The sequence below is a fragment of the Bradyrhizobium sp. USDA 4541 genome, assembly GCF_024171085.1.
GTDB lineage: Bacteria > Pseudomonadota > Alphaproteobacteria > Rhizobiales > Xanthobacteraceae > Bradyrhizobium > Bradyrhizobium australafricanum.
In genome coordinates this window covers 1,982,532-1,998,521 of the sequence record NZ_JALJZF010000001.1, presented here as the reverse complement: position 1 = coordinate 1,998,521, position 15,990 = coordinate 1,982,532, and the positions used below count along the sequence as shown (strand labels likewise).

At 64.1% G+C, this 15,990-nt stretch carries 17 protein-coding genes, 1 tRNA gene and 1 pseudogene; 13 read left to right on the top strand and 6 right to left on the bottom strand.

Going from position 1 to position 15,990, the window contains the following annotated elements:
- The first annotated feature begins 4 nt into the window (after positions 1 to 4).
- The 3 genes from J2R80_RS09285 to J2R80_RS09275 are packed head-to-tail and all read left to right on the top strand — an operon-like array spanning position 5 to position 2,194.
- Positions 5 to 619, top strand: a complete 615-nt coding sequence (locus tag J2R80_RS09285; RefSeq protein WP_168857306.1) for an isochorismatase family protein — start codon at positions 5 to 7, stop codon at positions 617 to 619.
- A complete protein-coding gene (locus tag J2R80_RS09280; RefSeq protein WP_253588658.1) occupies positions 606 to 935 on the top strand; it encodes a hypothetical protein in 330 nt (109 codons plus the stop codon). Before J2R80_RS09285 ends, J2R80_RS09280 begins: the two co-directional genes overlap by 14 nt.
- A complete protein-coding gene (locus tag J2R80_RS09275) occupies positions 932 to 2,194 on the top strand; it encodes an MFS transporter (protein ID WP_253588657.1) in 1,263 nt (420 codons plus the stop codon). The genes J2R80_RS09280 and J2R80_RS09275 overlap by 4 nt, the downstream gene beginning before the upstream one ends.
- 68 nt (positions 2,195 to 2,262) lie before the next feature.
- Here J2R80_RS09275 and J2R80_RS09270 read toward each other — a convergent pair whose 3' ends face one another.
- Positions 2,263 to 2,439 (bottom strand): MJ0042-type zinc finger domain-containing protein, encoded by a 177-nt coding sequence (locus J2R80_RS09270; protein ID WP_253606281.1) that lies wholly within the window; start codon positions 2,437 to 2,439, stop codon positions 2,263 to 2,265.
- A 392-nt stretch (positions 2,440 to 2,831) separates the two neighbouring features.
- Between J2R80_RS09270 and J2R80_RS09265 the strand changes: the two genes are divergently transcribed.
- The 6 genes from J2R80_RS09265 (at position 2,832) to J2R80_RS09240 (ending at position 10,377) form a co-directional block, all read left to right on the top strand.
- The gene (locus J2R80_RS09265; protein ID WP_253590541.1) at positions 2,832 to 3,539 is read left to right on the top strand and encodes a TetR/AcrR family transcriptional regulator; all 708 of its coding nucleotides are present in this window, start codon (positions 2,832 to 2,834) and stop codon (positions 3,537 to 3,539) included.
- A 20-nt stretch (positions 3,540 to 3,559) separates the two neighbouring features.
- Positions 3,560 to 4,531, top strand: coding sequence for an ABC transporter permease (locus tag J2R80_RS09260; RefSeq protein ID WP_253588656.1), 972 nt, complete (start codon positions 3,560 to 3,562; stop codon positions 4,529 to 4,531).
- Between the two features lie 42 nt (positions 4,532 to 4,573).
- Entirely contained in the window at positions 4,574 to 5,590 is a 1,017-nt protein-coding gene (locus tag J2R80_RS09255) for a sugar ABC transporter substrate-binding protein (RefSeq protein ID WP_057018945.1), read from the top strand.
- Positions 5,591 to 5,666: 76 nt separating this feature from the next.
- Complete coding sequence (locus J2R80_RS09250; protein WP_253638400.1) at positions 5,667 to 7,790, top strand: SMP-30/gluconolactonase/LRE family protein; 2,124 nt, start codon at positions 5,667 to 5,669, stop codon at positions 7,788 to 7,790.
- Positions 7,787 to 8,884 carry a hypothetical protein gene (locus J2R80_RS09245; protein ID WP_253638399.1) on the top strand — a complete coding sequence of 366 codons (1,098 nt, stop codon included), beginning with the start codon at positions 7,787 to 7,789 and terminating at the stop codon, positions 8,882 to 8,884. The genes J2R80_RS09250 and J2R80_RS09245 overlap by 4 nt, the downstream gene beginning before the upstream one ends.
- The gene (locus J2R80_RS09240) at positions 8,881 to 10,377 is read left to right on the top strand and encodes a sugar ABC transporter ATP-binding protein (protein ID WP_168857311.1); all 1,497 of its coding nucleotides are present in this window, start codon (positions 8,881 to 8,883) and stop codon (positions 10,375 to 10,377) included. Before J2R80_RS09245 ends, J2R80_RS09240 begins: the two co-directional genes overlap by 4 nt.
- Before the next feature lie 79 nt (positions 10,378 to 10,456).
- Here J2R80_RS09240 and J2R80_RS09235 read toward each other — a convergent pair whose 3' ends face one another.
- Genes J2R80_RS09235 through J2R80_RS09225 form a run of 3 tightly spaced genes read right to left on the bottom strand, consistent with a single transcriptional unit; the run spans position 10,457 to position 11,965 of the window.
- Entirely contained in the window at positions 10,457 to 10,831 is a 375-nt protein-coding gene (locus J2R80_RS09235) for a hypothetical protein (protein ID WP_168857312.1), read from the bottom strand.
- A gap of 50 nt (positions 10,832 to 10,881) precedes the next feature.
- Entirely contained in the window at positions 10,882 to 11,169 is a 288-nt protein-coding gene (locus tag J2R80_RS09230) for a DUF5658 family protein (protein ID WP_253588653.1), read from the bottom strand.
- Positions 11,156 to 11,965: a sterol desaturase family protein gene (locus tag J2R80_RS09225; protein WP_057018950.1), complete on the bottom strand. Its 810-nt coding sequence runs from the start codon at positions 11,963 to 11,965 to the stop codon at positions 11,156 to 11,158. Before J2R80_RS09225 ends, J2R80_RS09230 begins: the two co-directional genes overlap by 14 nt.
- A 229-nt stretch (positions 11,966 to 12,194) precedes the next feature.
- Between J2R80_RS09225 and J2R80_RS09220 the strand changes: the two are divergent.
- Positions 12,195 to 12,515, top strand: a pseudogene (locus J2R80_RS09220) (recombinase family protein); the annotation flags it as partial.
- Between the two features lie 259 nt (positions 12,516 to 12,774).
- Positions 12,775 to 13,389 carry a methyltransferase gene (locus J2R80_RS09215; protein ID WP_309143803.1) on the top strand — a complete coding sequence of 205 codons (615 nt, stop codon included), beginning with the start codon at positions 12,775 to 12,777 and terminating at the stop codon, positions 13,387 to 13,389.
- On the opposite strand, the gene J2R80_RS09210 is transcribed toward J2R80_RS09215, so the two are convergent.
- Positions 13,340 to 13,416 (bottom strand) — tRNA-Arg (locus J2R80_RS09210). The two genes, J2R80_RS09215 and J2R80_RS09210, sit on opposite strands and share 50 nt — an antisense overlap.
- Before the next feature lie 152 nt (positions 13,417 to 13,568).
- A complete protein-coding gene (locus J2R80_RS09205) occupies positions 13,569 to 15,047 on the bottom strand; it encodes a sensor histidine kinase (RefSeq protein WP_057018967.1) in 1,479 nt (492 codons plus the stop codon).
- Between the two features lie 365 nt (positions 15,048 to 15,412).
- Between J2R80_RS09205 and rpmH the strand changes: the two genes are divergently transcribed.
- Both rpmH and rnpA read left to right on the top strand, forming a co-directional pair.
- Positions 15,413 to 15,547, top strand: a complete 135-nt coding sequence (gene rpmH / locus J2R80_RS09200) for a 50S ribosomal protein L34 (protein WP_008542748.1) — start codon at positions 15,413 to 15,415, stop codon at positions 15,545 to 15,547.
- A gap of 32 nt (positions 15,548 to 15,579) precedes the next feature.
- On the top strand, positions 15,580 to 15,990 hold the full coding sequence (gene rnpA / locus J2R80_RS09195) for a ribonuclease P protein component (protein WP_057018968.1): 411 nt from the start codon (positions 15,580 to 15,582) through the stop codon (positions 15,988 to 15,990).

The following is a 15,990-nucleotide window of genomic DNA, read 5'->3' as shown; positions in this document are numbered from 1 at the left end:
GACCATGGCCCTGACCACGCTCGATCCGATCACCGCATTGATCGTCATCGATCTACAAAGCGGCCTCATGGGCTGGCCCTTCGCCCATCCGATCGGCGACATCGTGGCTCGCGCGGCCGCGCTTGGCGCTGCGTTCCGACGGCACGGTCTGCCGGTCGCGCTGGTCAATGTCGACGGCAGCTCGCCGGGACGAACCGAGCAGGCGCCGCGCCATGGAAATCCAATTGGAAATCCAATTGGAAATCCATTTGGCGGCCCGCTTCCCGACGGATGGACCGATCTCATTCCGGAGCTCGACCGACAGCCCGGCGACATCGTTGTGACCAAGCGAACGCGAGGCGCATTTGCCAGCACCGACCTCGAAAGCCTGCTGAGAGCGCGCGGCGTCACGCAAGTCGTGATCGCCGGCGTCGCCACCGCGGGCGGCGTCGAATCGACGGCGAGACAGGCCTATGAGGCGGGCTTCAACGTCACGCTCGCAATCGACGCCATGACCGATGCGCGGTCGCACGCACATGAATACAGCATCGAGCACGTGTTCCCGCGGCTTGGCGAAACCGGCTCGACGCAGGCGATCATCGATCTCGTTGAAAGGACCAACTCGCATGAACTGGCTTGATCTCGTCGCCTATTTCTTCGGCGGCGTCTTTCTCACCAATGCGATCCCCCACGTCGTCGCCGGCATGATGGGCGAAGCGTTCCAGAGCCCGTTCGCCAAACCGCCCGGCGAAGGCCTGTCCTCATCGACCGTCAACATCGTGTGGGGCTTCTTCAACCTCGCGGTCGGATATCTTCTGGTCTGCCGCGTCGGCGACTTTGGCTTGCGAACCACCAGCGACGTTGCAGCGCTCGGGCTCGGCGGTCTTCTGATCGGCCTGTTCCTGGCGCGGCGGTTCGGGCGGTTTCACGGCGGGAATGAACCTCAGAGAACATGAGACGCGTATTTCGATCGCTCGCGAGCTTCAACTACCGGGTCTGGGCGGCCGGCGCGCTGGTATCCAACATCGGCACCTGGATGCAGCGCGCGGCGCAGGACTGGCTGGTTCTCACCCAGCTGACAAATCACAGCGCGTCCGCCGTCGGCATCGTGATGGCGCTGCAATTCGGGCCACAACTATTATTGATGCCGTGGACCGGCTTTGCCGCCGATCACTTCAACCAGCGCAAACTGCTGATGGCGACCCAGGCGACGATGGGCGCGCTCGCACTCATCCTCGGCATCCTCACCGTCACCGGGCTGGTGCAGCTCTGGCACGTCTACACCTTCGCGTTCCTGTTCGGCTGCGCGGCGGCGCTCGATGCCCCGGTGCGACAGACCTTCGTCGCCGAACTGGTCAGCGATACCAATCTGTCGAATGCGATCGCGCTGAACTCGACCTCGTTCAACGCCGCCCGCATGATCGGCCCGGCCGTCGCCGGCCTCATCATTGCCTCCGTCGGCACCGGCTGGGCGTTCCTGTTCAACGGCGCATCGTTCCTGGCGGTGCTGACCTCGCTGACCCTGCTGCGCACCTCCGAGCGGCGCCCGAACGCGCGCGCCCATCGCACCAAGGGCAGCGTGATGCAGGGCTTCCACTATGTCTGGTCGCGGCCCGATCTCAGGGCGACGCTGATCATGCTGTTCCTGATCGGGACCTTCGGACTGAACTTTCCGATCTTCATTTCCACCATGGCGGTTGGCGTGTTCCACACCGACGCGCGCGGCTTCGGCCTGCTGTCGTCGATAATGGCGCTCGGAACGATGTCGGGCGCGCTGCTGGCCGCGAGCCGCGAGGAGCCGCGCTTCGGCTCGCTGATGCTGGGCGCCGCGATCTTCGGACTGGGCTGCACGCTCGCCGCATTGGCGCCGAGCTATTGGCTGTTCGCCGCGGCGCTGGTCGTGATCGGCGTCGCCGCGCTGACCGTCACCAACACCTCGAACGCGCTGATGCAGCTCTCGACCGAGCCGGCGATGCGCGGACGGGTGATGGCGCTGCGGCTCGGCGTTGCGCTCGGCGGCACGCCGATCGGCGCGCCGATCGTCGGCTGGGTCGCCGATCACCTCGGCCCGCGCTGGGCACTCGGCGTCGGCGCCGCGGCCGGCTTTGCCGCAGCGATCGTGGCGATCGGCATGCTGTCCCGATCGGACGGCGAAGCCGAGCGCCGCAGCCAGGAGGCGCGAAGGAGCGAGGTCAACCTGCCGCAGCAGCGTTGAGCATGGCGCCACCGACCGGCGCTGCTACCCTGTGTTTGAGCACGTGTCCTTCACGCGAACCGAAAACGCTAGTAGGCGTAGGACGTCTTGCCCGGCTGCACGGTCAGCCGAAAGGCGACGTCGGTCGAACCATCCATCAGCTCGATGATGTGGTCGCACACCAGGCAGCGAAACTCACCCGCGGCGCCGCCTTTCGACGTCAGTTCGATCCGGCGATAGCCGGCCTGGCAATGGGGGCACGTCACGTCAGATTTTCGCATCGAATCAGCAAGCCGTTGCGCTCTTGAGCTTCCCACACGCCCATCATCGGAATGTGACGCCCGTCTAACCGGCGTGCTGGTCGACCAGACTACCTGGAATTTGTGCTGTGCTTTCAGCGCGCAAAGTTCCCGACGATGGCCGGAACGACGACGCGCCCAAGCCGGGCAACACGGCTGCGGACCAAAAAACGAGCGAGCGCTCTCTCAGAAAATTTCATCATCCCCCTTTTCCGGGCGCCATTTCGTGGGCTAGGAATTACGCAAGGGCATAAAGCCCCAGCCCGGACCAGCAACAAAATGAAATGGTCCGGGAGCATAGCTAGGGAGGCAACGTGGGTCTCGCGCGTCAGCGACCGGGGACGGCGAATGCGTTCGCGATGGACGTGCTTTGCGCGCGCATCCTCGAACGTCATCGGGATTCCATCCGGGTCCAGAAAACCCATCTTGCCGTTCCGAATCTCACGCGCATCATCGGCGCCACGCTCATGCTTTCCAACAAGCACGGCTTTCACGCCACCACGCTGCGCCAGCTCGCGGAAGCCTCGGGCCTCAGCATGGGCGGCCTTTATACGTATTTCGATAGCAAGCCGACGCTGCTGTCGATGATCCTCGGCGAGGTCGCCGAAACGGTGGCGGAGGTCCTCAACTCGCCGCCCGCCGACGTGAAGCAGGATGCGCGCAAGCATCTGCACTGGATTATCGCGACCCATGTCCGCATGAGCGAGGCGATGCAGCCCTGGTTCGTGTTCTGCTTCATGGAAGCGAAGTCGTTTCCGCCGGCGGAGCGCCAGCGCGCCATCGAGATGGAGGTGATGACCGAGAAGATCATCGCCGGCGTCCTCAAGCAGGGCGTCGCCAGCGGCGTCTTCACGATCGATCAGGTCACGCTGACGGCATCGCTGATCAAGCCGCTGCTGCAGGACTGGTACGTCAAGCGCGCCAAGTACCGCAGACGTGGCACCTCGATCGAGGCCTACATCAACACCGTCGGCGCATTCGTCGACGCTGCGGTCGCAGCCAGGACGCGGCCCGGCCGTGTCGCGACCGGCTCCCGCACCAGATCCAGGCAGACGGCGCACCTATAGACGCAAGGAAGGACGAGGCAATGAAGCGATTGCGGTTCAATCAACAGGAGATCGTCTTCGCCGTCTTTGCCGTGCTGTTCCTGGCGTTCTCGATCTTCCTGCGCGGCTTCCTGACGCCGGAGAACATGCTGACGCTGCTGCAGAACGTCGCGGTGCTCGGCATCCTCGGGCTTGCGATGGCGATCGTCGTGATCGGGCGCGGCATCGACATCTCGCTGATCGCAGCGCTCGCGGTGCCGCCGGGGCTCGTGCTGCAGATGGTGCAGAACGGCCACTCGCTGCCGACCGCGCTGGTGACGGCCGTGCTGCTCACGATCGCGTTCGGCCTGGTCAATGGCTGGCTGATCGCCTATGCCGAGGTCCCTTCGCTGTTTGCGACGCTGGCGACCGGCCTGCTGCTCGCCGGCCTCGGGCAGGCCGCGCTGTTTCAGCTCGACGTCGTGCAGTGGAGCGACGGCATGAAGGGCTTCGAGCGGCTCGGACAAGGCACCATCCTCGGCATTCCCACCTCGATCGTGATGTTCGCGATCGCCTGCGTCGTGGTCGCGTTCCTGCTGCGCCAGACGCGCTGGGGCGCCTATATCTACGCGATCGGCGATAATCCCTACGCCGCCCGCGTCACCGGCATCCCCTCGCGCCCGATCATCGTGCTGCAATACGTCGTCGCGGCGCTGATCGGCTGCTTCGCGGGCCTCGTGATGGCGGCATCGGTCAACTCGATGCCGACCCGCATCTTCAATTCGACCCTGATCTACGACGTCATCCTCGTCGTCGTGCTCGGCGGCATCGGCCTGTCGGGCGGCCGCGGCGGCGTGCTCAACGTCATCATCGGCACGCTGCTGATCGGCACCATGCTGAACGGCATGACCATCATGGACATTTCCTACGCCGGACAAAATCTCGTCAAGGGTGTCGTCCTGCTGCTCGCCGTCATCACGGATTCATTCCTGAATCCGCGCAACGAAGAAACGGCACAGCAGGGCGACATCTGAACCAAGCCACAAGAACATTCAATCACGACCAAGGAGGAAGCAATGAAATACGCTGTCAGCACTGCAAAGGTGATCGCCGCGGCGCTTGGGCTTGCCGCCATCGCCGCCCCGGCTCTGGCCCAGCAGGGCCTGGACGAGCCGTTCCAGAAGCCGTTCAGGGAAGCTCTCGCCGGCAAGACGGTGGCCTACGTTCCGGTCGCCATGAACTTCGACCTCACCGAAGGCTGGTACGCCGGCATGAAGAAGGAGCTCGAGCCCTTCGGCGTGAAGTTCGAGATCCGCGATCCCAACTGGAACACCAATGCCGGCGCGCAGGCAGTGACCTCGCTGATCTCGGAGAAGCCCGCCGTGATGGTGATCCACAATCCGGACGTGCAGACCTACGCCAAGTTGCTGCAGCGCGCCGAGAACGAAGGCATCTACGTCATCCAGATCAACATGGGATCGGCCTATCGCTCGTCGGCCTTTGTCGGCGCCAACTGGATCGAGATCGGCGAGCGCGACACCGAAGCCGTGGTGAAGGCCTGCCAGGGCAAGTCGAACAAGATCGCCATCGTGCAGGGCGCGCTCTCGGCGGCCGCCAGCGCCTACACGCTCAAGGGCGTCGAGAACGTGCTTGCCAAGCATCCGGAGATCAAGGTGGTCTCGAGCCAGGCGGCCGACTGGGATGCCGCGAAGGCCAAGGCGATCACCCAGACGGTGCTGAAGCAGAATCCTGATCTTTGCGGCATCGTCGGCTTCTGGGACGGCATGGACATCGGCACCGCCGCTGCGGTGAAGGAAGCCGGCCTGACCGGCAAGGTGTTCGTCGCGACCTCTGGCGGCGGCGAGCGCAAGGGCGCCTGCGAGCTGGTGAAGTCCGGCGCGTTCGATCTCAACATGAGCTACGACGTGCCCACCCAGGCCGCGCAGATGGCCGGCACGATCAAATGGCTGCTGTCGTCGGGCGCCAAGGCCGGCTCGATCAAGGGGTCGGAATACACGACGCTGATTCCGATCACCAAAGAGAACGCGGACAGCCAGACCGCGTGCTGGAATCTCAGTGACCTGAAAAAATAGTCGAACCATTCCCGCTCGACGTCCCGGGCGATCTCACCCGGGACGTCGATCTTCCCAAATCGAACGCCTTGCTGGAATGCCGATGCGCGACACCCTGACGAGCCTGCGTTACCGCTACTGGCCGGATCATCTCCTCGGCGAGATCCTGTCGAAGCGTTGGACCGAGACCGCAATACCGGTGATCCTGCTTTTGATCGTCGGCTTCGCGCTCAGCCGCTCCATCGATCACTTCCTGTCGCCGTCGAGCCTTGCCGACACCGCCCGGCAGGCCGGCGAAATCGGCTTCATCGGCCTCGGCATGGCGCTGGTCGTCATCGTCGGCGGCATCGATCTGTCGGTCGGCTCGATCTTCGCGCTGACGGATTTCTGCGCGCTCTATCTGCTCGACGTGCTGAACTGGCCGGTGCCCGCGGCGGTCGTCGCCACCCTCGTCTGCGGTGCACTGCTCGGCGCCGTCAATGGCGTCCTGATCGGCTACTTAAGGCTGCGCGCCTTCATCACCACGCTGATCACCCTGATCATCTACCGCTCGGCGTTCGATCTGCTGATCCAACGCTACTCCAATTCGATCGCCGCGGCCTTCCCCGACATCCCGTCCTGGAATTTCATCGGCGGTGGCGACGTGTTCGGCATTCCGAGCGTCGCAATCGTCTACATCGCGATCGCCATCTTCGGCCATATCTTCATGACCCGGCTGCGCCCGGGCTGGCACATCACCGCGATCGGCGGCTCGCGCCGTTCCGCCTACAATTCCGGCATTCCGGTCCGCCGCACCATCGCGCTCTGCTATGTCGCAAGCGGCGTGCTGACAAGCATCGCCGCGCTGTTCTTCGCGGCCCGGCTCGGCACCGTCGGCGGCGATATCGGCGTCGGCCTCGAGGTGATCGTGCTGACCGCGACCGTGCTCGGCGGCATCACGCTCGGCGGCGGCAAGGGCTCGGTCGCAAAATCGCTGGTCGGCGTGCTGATCGTGCTCCTGATCACCAACGGCCTGACCACGCTCAATGCGCGCGGCGGCATCAACCGCATGGCGCTGGCGGGCATTCTGCTGGTTGCGGCGATGGTCGACATCCGCTGGCAGAAGAACCGCACCCGCATCATCAGCAAGGTCTATGTCGCGCCGACCTATCATGCGCTGCCGCCGCCGCCGGCCACCGAGATCGGCCAGGGCGGCCCGTTCGAGCAGAACGACAAGCTGCGCGACGTCGAACTGATCGGTCTCGGCCGCATCGAGGCGCCGGAGGACGTGATCCTCGATCGCAACAACAATCTCTATGCCGGCTCGCGCCATGGCGACATCATCCGCTTCTTTGCACCCGACTATCAGCGGATGGAGGTGTTCGCCCATATCGGCGGCCAGCCGCTCGGCATGGCATTCGACCGGCAGGACAATCTCTATGTCTGCATCGGCGGCATGGGCCTTTACCGCATCACGCCCGACGGCACCGTGGAGAAGGCGACCGACGAGACCAACCGCAGCATGCATTCGGTCAACGACGACAGCCGCCTGCGGCTGGCCGACGACCTCGACATCACCGATGACGGTCTGATCTTCTTCTCCGAAGCGACCGTGCGCTACGAGATGGACGAATGGCCGATCGACGGCCTCGAGGCGCGCGGCAACGGCCGCATCATCTGCTACGACACCAAGACCGGCGCCACGCATACGGCACTGCGCGGCCTCAAATTCCCCAACGGCATCTGCGTCGCCAGCGACGGCCAGTCGATCCTGTTCGCCGAGACCTTCGGCTGCTCGATCAAGCGGCTGTGGTTCGCGGGGCCGAAGAAGGGCCAGGTCGAGGTAGTGATGGACAATCTGCCGGGCTATCCCGACAACATCAATCTCGCCTCCGACGGCAATTACTGGCTGGCGCTGGTCGGCATGCGCAGCCCCTCGCTCGACCTTGCCTGGAAGATGCCGGGCTTCCGCCGCCGCATGGCCAAGCGCGTCCCGGTCGACGAATGGCTGTTCCCGAACATCAACACCGGCTGCGTCGTCAAGTTCAACGAGCAGGGCAGGATCCTCGAATCGTTCTGGGACCTGCGCGGCGAGAACCACCCGATGATCACCTCGATGCGTGAGCATCGCGGTTATCTCTATCTCGGCGGCATCATGAACAACCGGATCGGCCGCTACAAGCTGGAGAACGCGGACCCGAACTTCGTGCAGTATGACAAGCGCTGGGGGAAGCTGTCGTGATCGCGGCCGTCAGGGAATTCGCCAACCGCTTTCTCGGCCGTGGCGAGGCCACCATCACCGTGCCGTCGTTCGACGGCGCGCTCAAGCCGAATCAAAAACTGGAGGCGGCGACGACCTTGCTGGAATGCGAGGCGCTAGAGGATCTCGCAACCGACGGCCGCAACCTCTATGTCGCCGACGGCCGGCGCCTGCTGCGCCTCGACGGCGGCGGAGCGGCCGAGCTCCGCAGCTTCGAGCAGCCGATCTCGGCGCTCTGCGCGCTCACCGGCGGCGGCATCGCGGTCGCACTCGGCGGCCGCGAGGTGCGGCTCTATACCGATCCCTCGTCGGGCGAGCCGAGCGTGACGTTCAGCGACGCCGTCTTCAACTCGATCAACGCGCTGACGCAGGCCGGCGACGGGACCCTGATCGCAACCGACGGCTCGGTGACCTGCGGCATCGATGATTGGGCGCGCGACCTGATGGAGCTCAACCGGAGCGGCCGCGTGTTCCGGCTCGACCCCAGGACCAGATCGGCGCAGCCGCTGGCCTCGAAGCTCGGCTACGCCTTCGGCGCCTGCGCACGCGGCGACGGCGTGCTGGTCAGCGAGAGCTGGCGGCATCGCCTCGTCCTCGTCTCGAACGGACGGCCGCTGCAGGTCGTGCTCGGCCATTTGCCCGTCTATCCGTCGCGGCTGTCGAAGGCCGCGGGCGGCGGCTATTGGCTCACCGCATTCACCGCACGCACCCAGCTGATCGAGTTCGTGCTGCGCGAGCCGGCCTACCGGCGCCGCATGATGGCCGAGATCGACCCGGCCTATTGGGTGACGCCGCGGCTGCGCTCGGGGTTCTCGTTCAAGGAACCGATGCAGGGCGCCCACATCAAGACGATGGGCGTCATCAAGCCGTGGGCGCCGCCGCGCTCCTATGGCCTCGTCATCCGGCTGAGCGAGGACGGCAAGCCGCTGTATTCGCTGCACAGCCGGGTCGACGGCGTCAATCACGGCGTCGTCGCCGCGCTCGAGCTGGGCGGCGATCTTGTGCTGATCGCCAAGGGACCGGGCCGCGTGCTGAAACTGCCCCTCGCCGGGCTCGCCGAGGAGACAGGCTCATGAGCGACACCGTGTTGTCCCTGCGCAAGGCCACCAAGCTCTACGCCGGCGTGCCCGCCATCGAGGGCGTCGATTTCGATCTGCGCCGCGGCGAGATTCACGCGCTGGTCGGCGAGAACGGCGCCGGCAAGTCGACGCTGACCAAGGTGATGGCCGGCGTCGTGACATTGACCTCGGGCGGCATGAGTGTCGATGGCGCGGAGGTCGCGCCGCGGACGCCGCTGGAGGCGCGCAATCTCGGCATCGCCATGGTGTTCCAGGAGAACAGCCTGGTGCCGACCATGACCGTCGCGCAAAACCTGTTCCTCGGGCAGGAGAAATTCTACAACCGGCTGCGCGGCATCTACATCGCCGCCCAGCAGTTCCTGCAATCGCTGAATTTCGACGTGACGCCGACCGCCACCGTGAGCGGGCTCGGCGCCGCCAAGAAGCAGATGGTGGAGATCGCGCGCGCGGTTCTGCACAAGGCCAAGGTCATCATCTTCGACGAGCCGACCGCGTCGCTGACGCCGGAAGAGAAGAAATATTTCTTCGACCTGGTCCGTGACCTCAAGAAGCGCGGCGTCTCGATCATCTTCATCTCGCACGCGCTGGAAGAGGCGCTACTGCTCGCCGACCGCATCACCGTGCTGCGCGACGGCAAGCATGTCATCACCGACGACACGGCGAAATTCGATCGCGCGGCGATCGTGCAGGCGATGGTCGGCCGCGATCTCTCCAACACGCTGTATGGCGCGCGGAAGACCAGCGTCCGGCCGGCCGGTGCGCGCGTGCTCACGGTGCAGAACCTCAAGATGGCGCCGATGGTGAAGAACAATTCGCTGTCGGTGTTTGGCGGGCAGATCACCGGCGTGTTCGGCCTGGTCGGCGCGGGCCGCACCGAGACCTTCAAGATCGTCTCCGGCGTGTTGAAGCGCGACTTCTTCCACGGCGGCGAAATCATGCTGCACGACAAGCCGGTGCGCTACCGGGTTCCGGCGCCGGCGGTCAAGGCCGGCATCGCCTATGTGACCGAGGATCGCAAGGTCGAGGGCTTCTTCGAAACCGCCTCGATCGCCCGCAACATCTATCTCGGCCTGCTTTCGAAGTTTCCCGGGGGCCGCATGATGTTGTCGCGGCGCGAGACCAATTCGGTCGGCAAGACCTGGACTCAGCGCCTCAAGGTTCGCGCCATCGGCGACGAGGCCAAGGTGGTCGAGCTGTCAGGCGGCAACCAGCAGAAGGTGGTGATCGCCAAATCGCTGGTGCAGGAGCCCGAGCTGATCATCTTCGACGAACCGACCCGCGGCGTCGACGTCGGCGCCATCGTCGAGATCCACGAGCTGATCAACCAGCTCGCCGACGAAGGCAAGGCGGTGGTGGTGATCTCGTCCTATCTGCCCGAGATCATGGCGCTATCCGACCGCATCCTGGTCTCGCGCCAGGGCAAGGTGGTCGAGGAATTCTCCGCGCTCGAAGCCACCGAGGAGAAGATCATGTACGCGGCGATTCATTGATGCCCTGAAACGCGATGCGATTTTGGTTGAAGCGTCAGGTGCGGCGCGGGAAGCCGCCTGCTGCGATCCTGGTCGAACGCTACTTCGGTCCGACGGTTCCGGTCACCTTCAGTCTCGCCGATCTCACCCAACCCGAGACGTCGTTGCCCGTCCCCGGATTGAGATACATCACCGACGACCAGCCATCCCTGGTTTGCGCATACGCGATCAGTGCGTCATTCGGAATGACGAACACGCCGCGGATCGGACAGTGCAGATTCGGTGCGGAGTAGAATTGCAGCCGTCCCGTGCCCGTCACCACATTGGCCAGCGGCGGCGACAGCATCGGGACGCGGCTGGTGCCGGTCTGCGGCTCCTTGCAGTTCGACGGCGTCATCGCGTGCACGGTCGCTCCCGGAGCCCCCAGGATCAGCGCACAGCAGACCATGCAGACGACAACGAACCTGTCCGACATCACTGACCCTCCTGACGTCGCCGGTTGCGGCAACCGGCGAAGGGATTGATTCAGTTCGTGCCCGCGATGATGACGAGATTGTTCAGGACAGGCGTGGAGCAGAACGCGACGACGAGAGCGATGTTGTAAACGTTGTTGCTCCGCCAAAGCAGCCACGTGACCACGAACGTCAAGCCAAGCTTGGGCACCAGCCACCAGACACCGAACCATGTCTGCGCCAGATGCATGAACGGGTTCAACTCACCCAATCCGAGAGTCAGGATCACATTCGTCGACTCAAGGTCGGCGTAACCCAGCAGCAGCGCGAGGAGCACCAAAAGACCCTTAACCCAATTCATTCCGAGACTCCCGATGCCAGTAATGCCGAAGATGCCGGATTGGCCAGATCACACTATTGATGATGTCCACGCGCTCGGCAGGCACGAGGCCCGTTGCAGGATATTCGTCCGGCTTCGGTATCCAGGCCGTGCCGAACAGAATGTCGAGAAATGGAAAGCAGGCAGCGAAATTTTTGTCCCTGTGCTCGGGAAGGACCGAATGATGGATCCGGTGCCATTGCGGATTGTTGATCCATGTCACATACCGACCGAGCGGAATGCGGACGTTGAGATGGGCACACGCATCGGGCATGAAGAAGATAAATCCCACCGCGATCACCATGTCCGGCGGGATGCGGAACAGGATCGCCATGATCGGAAGAAAGGCGTCGGACAACACCCGCTCCAGCCAGAAATGCCGGCCGCCGGTAATGAACGTGACGCCGTTCGCGCTGTGATGGAACGAGTGCATCGCCCATAGAAAGGGGATCGCATGTTGGAGGCGATGATACGTGTACTTGTAGAGATCGAATGCGACCACGATGATCGCGAGTGACACGTACCACCAGTAACCGTCGGTCGGCAGCTTGATCCAACCGAGACCGGTATAGCTCGCAATCTTGCCCGCGGTGATCGCCGCGATCGGAGCGAGCATGGACGACAACCCGAGGCTCACGATCACCGCGAGCCAATCATCACGAAACTCGGCGTAGGGAACGTCCGCAATCGGCCATCTTTTTTCCAGGATGCGGCTGGTGTAGACGATGCCCAGAAACACGGCCGCATAAAATACGGCGTTTGCGATGTCACTCTGCATGAGGGATGACTCGCCGGTTCAAAAGGACAGACAATAAGAATAAAAACATTTCTGTGCCTATAGGCTAAAAAAGCTTATTTTTTCTCAACGCTCCGGCGGGGGCAAGCAGGGTTTTTACGGGGCGGCCCTCGTCTTCGGCTCGATTCTGGCCCGCGCGGGCGCATTTTTCCGGGCCGGTCTCCGATCCGGTGCGGCGATAGCCCGCTGAAGCGAACCCCGCGCCCGCCCGCAGGACATTGTGCGCACCGTGAAGGCGCGTGGTGCATCCCTGAGGGGCTATACAGAGCAACCCATCGACACCAGCACAGCAGCGGGCAAGCGCTTCCTGGACATGCTCGGTGTGTTCACCGAGTTCGAGACCAACCTCCGCAAAGAGCGGCAGCTTGAGAGTATCGCGGAGGCCAAGGCACGCGGGGTCTACCAAGACCACAAAGCGTCCATCGACACCGCCAAAGTGAAGGCGCTTAAGGCTGAAGGCATGGGAGCGTCCGCTATCGCGAAGGCGCTCAAGATTGGCCGCGCGTCGGTTTACCGGGCTCTTGAGGATTGAGGAGGGAAGCCAATGACACCCACAGCGCCCTCCAACTGTGACCACGGGCTGTGTGAGTGCAGTGGAACGCAATCGATCCAGAAGTGTCTGGGGATGCTCTACTGAAGACGAGCACGCATCAGCTGCCCGAACCAATGGGAGCTTGCGTGAATGGCGCGCCGTGGCCGATGAAGATGGGCACTACGTGTTCGCCGTGGCGCTATGATGCAACGGTTCAATTTTGCCGACCGCCTTGCGACAGGACGGAAAGGAGGTGCCCATGCCGAAAACGATCGCGGTATTGGGCTCTGCCCTCTTCTTTGCGGTTGCGCCCAGCTCGGCGGCGGGGCTCGTTCCCTGGTGGATTACGCGTTGGGAGTTTCGGCCGCCCTTCTTCGATCTCGACGCGACGCGCGCCGTCGGGATCCTGTTGATCGCCGCCGGTCTACCCAGGCTTGTCGACTCGTTTGCACGCTTTGCGCTGCAAGGATTGGGCACACCGGCGCCGGTCGCACTGACGCAGAACCTCGTGGTGACGGGTCTCTATCGCTATGTGCGCAATCCTATTTACGTTGCCCTTGTCGCCGTCATTCTGGGCCAAGCGGTCTTGTTCGGCGACCAGCGCCTTGGGTACGGTGTTGGTGTGGCTCGCCTTCCACGCGTTTGTCGTGGGGTACGAGGAGCCGGCGCTCGTTCGTATGTTCGGAACGGAGTACGAGGATTTCCGGGCCAATGTCCCGCGCTGGATTCCGCGGCTCACGGCCTGGCGAGCCGCACGACGCCGGAATCATTCGTGACGCGGGCGCCACCGCGGGAAGGGCGTGGTACCGCGCCCTGTCGTAAAATGGCGCGCCCGGAACGATTCGAACGTCCGACCCTCAGATTCGTAGTCTGATGCTCTATCCAGCTGAGCTACGGGCGCATTTTCGCGGGTGGGCTTGAGCCCGCATGGTCCCGGGAGGCCCGGAACGTCGCGAAAGAGCGCTCTAGCTACAGGCTCCGGGTCCGGTTGGCAAGGTCTGGAAACGCCAATTTCGGCCGCAGTTTTGGCCGCCCCGGAATACCGGAACGGCCTCAGGCCCTCGCCCGCTCGCTGCGGACCGACAGCAGTTCCACCGGACGATCCGGGATCGAAATCCGGAAGGTGGCGCCGATCGTGCCCTCGACCAGGTGGATGTGGCCGCCGTGGGCCCGGATCAGCTCGGCGGCAATGGCAAGGCCGAGTCCGCTGCCGCCGGGGCGGCCGGAGGTCTGGAATGCCTCGAACAGATGCTCGCGCGCCTTGGTCGGGACGCCCGGACCGGTGTCGGAGACCTCGATGATCGCAACCGTCCCCTCGCGGCGGCCGGTGATGCGGATCTGCTGCGCGCCGCCGTCACCTGCGGGCCGGGTTTCCAGCGCCTGCGCCGCGTTGCGCACCAGATTGAGCAGCACGCGGAACAGCTGGTCCGGGTCGGCGTCGATGGTCAGGCCGCGCTCGATCGCGCTGATCCAGGTGATCGAGACATCGGTGGCAAGCCCGGCCGACTCCCGCACCTCGGCAACCGCGGGCTCCACCATGATCACGCGGCGATCAGGCGCCGCCTCCTGCGCGCGGCCATAAGACAGTGTCGACTGGCAGAAGGCGATGGCGCGCTCCAGCGAACGCAACAATTTCGGCGCAAAGCGTTGCACCCGCGGATCGGGCACGCTGGCGAGCTGGTCCGACAGCAATTGCGAGGACGCCAGCAGATTGCGCAAATCATGGTTGATCTTGGAGACGGCGAGCCCGAGCGCGGCAAGCCGGCTCTTCTGATGCAGCATCGAGACGAGGTCGCGCTGCATGTCGGACAGCTCGCGCTCGGCAACGCCGATCTCGTCGCCGCGCTGGCTCGGCACGATGATTCGCGCCGAACTCTCCGGATTCTCATGGAAGCCGACCAGGCTCGCGGTCAGCCGCCGCATCGGGCGCACGAACAAATAATGCAACGCCAGATAGACCAGACCGGCGGTCAGGCCGGCGATCAACAATGCAACGACCAAAACGTTGCGCGAGAAGCGGTACATCGCCTGCCGCAGCGGCTTCTCGTCGATCACGACCTCGATGAATTGCGCCTGGCCCGGCGCGGGTCCGACCACGCGGATGGTCTGGTCACCGTGCTCCAGCATGATCTCGAAGGCATCGACGATCGCCGACCATACCGTCATGGTCCGCATGTCGACGTCATGGTCGATCGCCGCCGGCAAATCGGCGCTGGCGAGCAGCCGGCGCTGCTGTCCCAATTTGATGGCGACGGCACGGGCGCCGATGCTGGTCAGGATCTGTCGCGCCAGCGAATCCGGCACCAGGCCGGACGGGGCGGCATCGAGCACCAGCGCCGCGGTATTGGCGGCGGCCAGGCGGTCATTGAGCCGGTTCATCCGGAAGTTGGCGATGGCCGGGACGTAGATCAGGAGCCCGGCGATCATCACCAGGGGAATCGTCAGCAGCAAAAGCTTGCCCGACAGCCCGAGCCGGGGGGACGGCTTGGGCCGCTGCTTCTGCGCGGTCGCCTGATCGTCAGTTAGAGCCACAAGATAAGGCCTTGTTTGGCTTAGGGGTCGGAAGATGGGGCCCGGCCCCCAAGCCGGTCAAATTACGGATCGCTAATGTGGGCGGTTCCCCGAACGCCCCAAAGCGTCTCCATACCGTCAAATACCCCGCGAAATCAGATATATTCGCCCCAATTACGACGTTTCGAAGAACCCTTTTTGCGACGGCCTGTGACATTGACGAAAACAGGGCGCTCCCTTATAAGCCGCGCCAACTGTCCGCGATGGCCCGGTTCTTGACCCGGGGGCGGCTCTTTGGGGCCGTCAACGGCTCGTTTGGGCCCGCCAGCATCACCGGACTCCATCTCAATACAACGGCAAATTGCCCGGTCAGCGGAGAATTACCCGTGAAGCGGACTTATCAACCCAGCAAACTGGTGCGCAAGCGCCGTCACGGCTTCCGCGCCCGTCTCGCCACGGCCGGCGGCCGCAAGGTCCTCGCTGCGCGCCGCGCGCGTGGCCGCAAGCGCCTGAGCGCCTGAGCCCGGACGTCTCCTCTCCGGAGATACCCATTATGGATCGGCTGAGGCAGCGGGCGGATTTCCTCGCCGTTGCCAATGGCGCACGGGCGAACACCACAGCTTTTGTGCTGCAGGGCCGCCGCCGCGACGATCAGGGCCCGATCCGCGTCGGCTATACCGTCACCAAGAAGAACGGCACCGCGACCGAGCGCAACCGCATCCGCCGCCGGCTTCGCGAAGTGATGAGACAGGTCGACGCCGTATTCATGCGGCCGCACCATGATTATGTGCTAGTGGGCCGTCGTGACGCGCTGACCCGCGACTTTGCGACCATGCTTGACGACCTGCGGTCGGCGCTGCGCCGCCTCGACCGGCCTGCGCCCAACACGGGTAATAACAAGACGGGTACCAACAAGGCGGGTAACAAGAGCGCGCCCAATCCGAATGGAATGACGAGACCCTAA

What these genes read in the sequence shown, in the direction of transcription:
- J2R80_RS09285 (WP_168857306.1), top strand. Translation starts at nt 5, where the DNA reads ATGGCCCTGACCACGCTCGATCCGATCACCGCATTGATCGTCATCGAT.
- J2R80_RS09280 (WP_253588658.1), top strand. Translation starts at nt 606, where the DNA reads ATGAACTGGCTTGATCTCGTCGCCTATTTCTTCGGCGGCGTCTTTCTC.
- J2R80_RS09275 (WP_253588657.1), top strand. Translation starts at nt 932, where the DNA reads ATGAGACGCGTATTTCGATCGCTCGCGAGCTTCAACTACCGGGTCTGG.
- J2R80_RS09265 (WP_253590541.1), top strand. Translation starts at nt 2,832, where the DNA reads ATGGACGTGCTTTGCGCGCGCATCCTCGAACGTCATCGGGATTCCATC.
- J2R80_RS09260 (WP_253588656.1), top strand. Translation starts at nt 3,560, where the DNA reads ATGAAGCGATTGCGGTTCAATCAACAGGAGATCGTCTTCGCCGTCTTT.
- J2R80_RS09255 (WP_057018945.1), top strand. Translation starts at nt 4,574, where the DNA reads ATGAAATACGCTGTCAGCACTGCAAAGGTGATCGCCGCGGCGCTTGGG.
- J2R80_RS09250 (WP_253638400.1), top strand. Translation starts at nt 5,667, where the DNA reads ATGCCGATGCGCGACACCCTGACGAGCCTGCGTTACCGCTACTGGCCG.
- J2R80_RS09240 (WP_168857311.1), top strand. Translation starts at nt 8,881, where the DNA reads ATGAGCGACACCGTGTTGTCCCTGCGCAAGGCCACCAAGCTCTACGCC.
- J2R80_RS09235 (WP_168857312.1), bottom strand. Translation starts at nt 10,831, where the DNA reads ATGTCGGACAGGTTCGTTGTCGTCTGCATGGTCTGCTGTGCGCTGATC.
- J2R80_RS09230 (WP_253588653.1), bottom strand. Translation starts at nt 11,169, where the DNA reads ATGAATTGGGTTAAGGGTCTTTTGGTGCTCCTCGCGCTGCTGCTGGGT.
- J2R80_RS09225 (WP_057018950.1), bottom strand. Translation starts at nt 11,965, where the DNA reads ATGCAGAGTGACATCGCAAACGCCGTATTTTATGCGGCCGTGTTTCTG.
- J2R80_RS09215 (WP_309143803.1), top strand. Translation starts at nt 12,775, where the DNA reads ATGCCGAAAACGATCGCGGTATTGGGCTCTGCCCTCTTCTTTGCGGTT.
- rnpA (WP_057018968.1), top strand. Translation starts at nt 15,580, where the DNA reads ATGGATCGGCTGAGGCAGCGGGCGGATTTCCTCGCCGTTGCCAATGGC.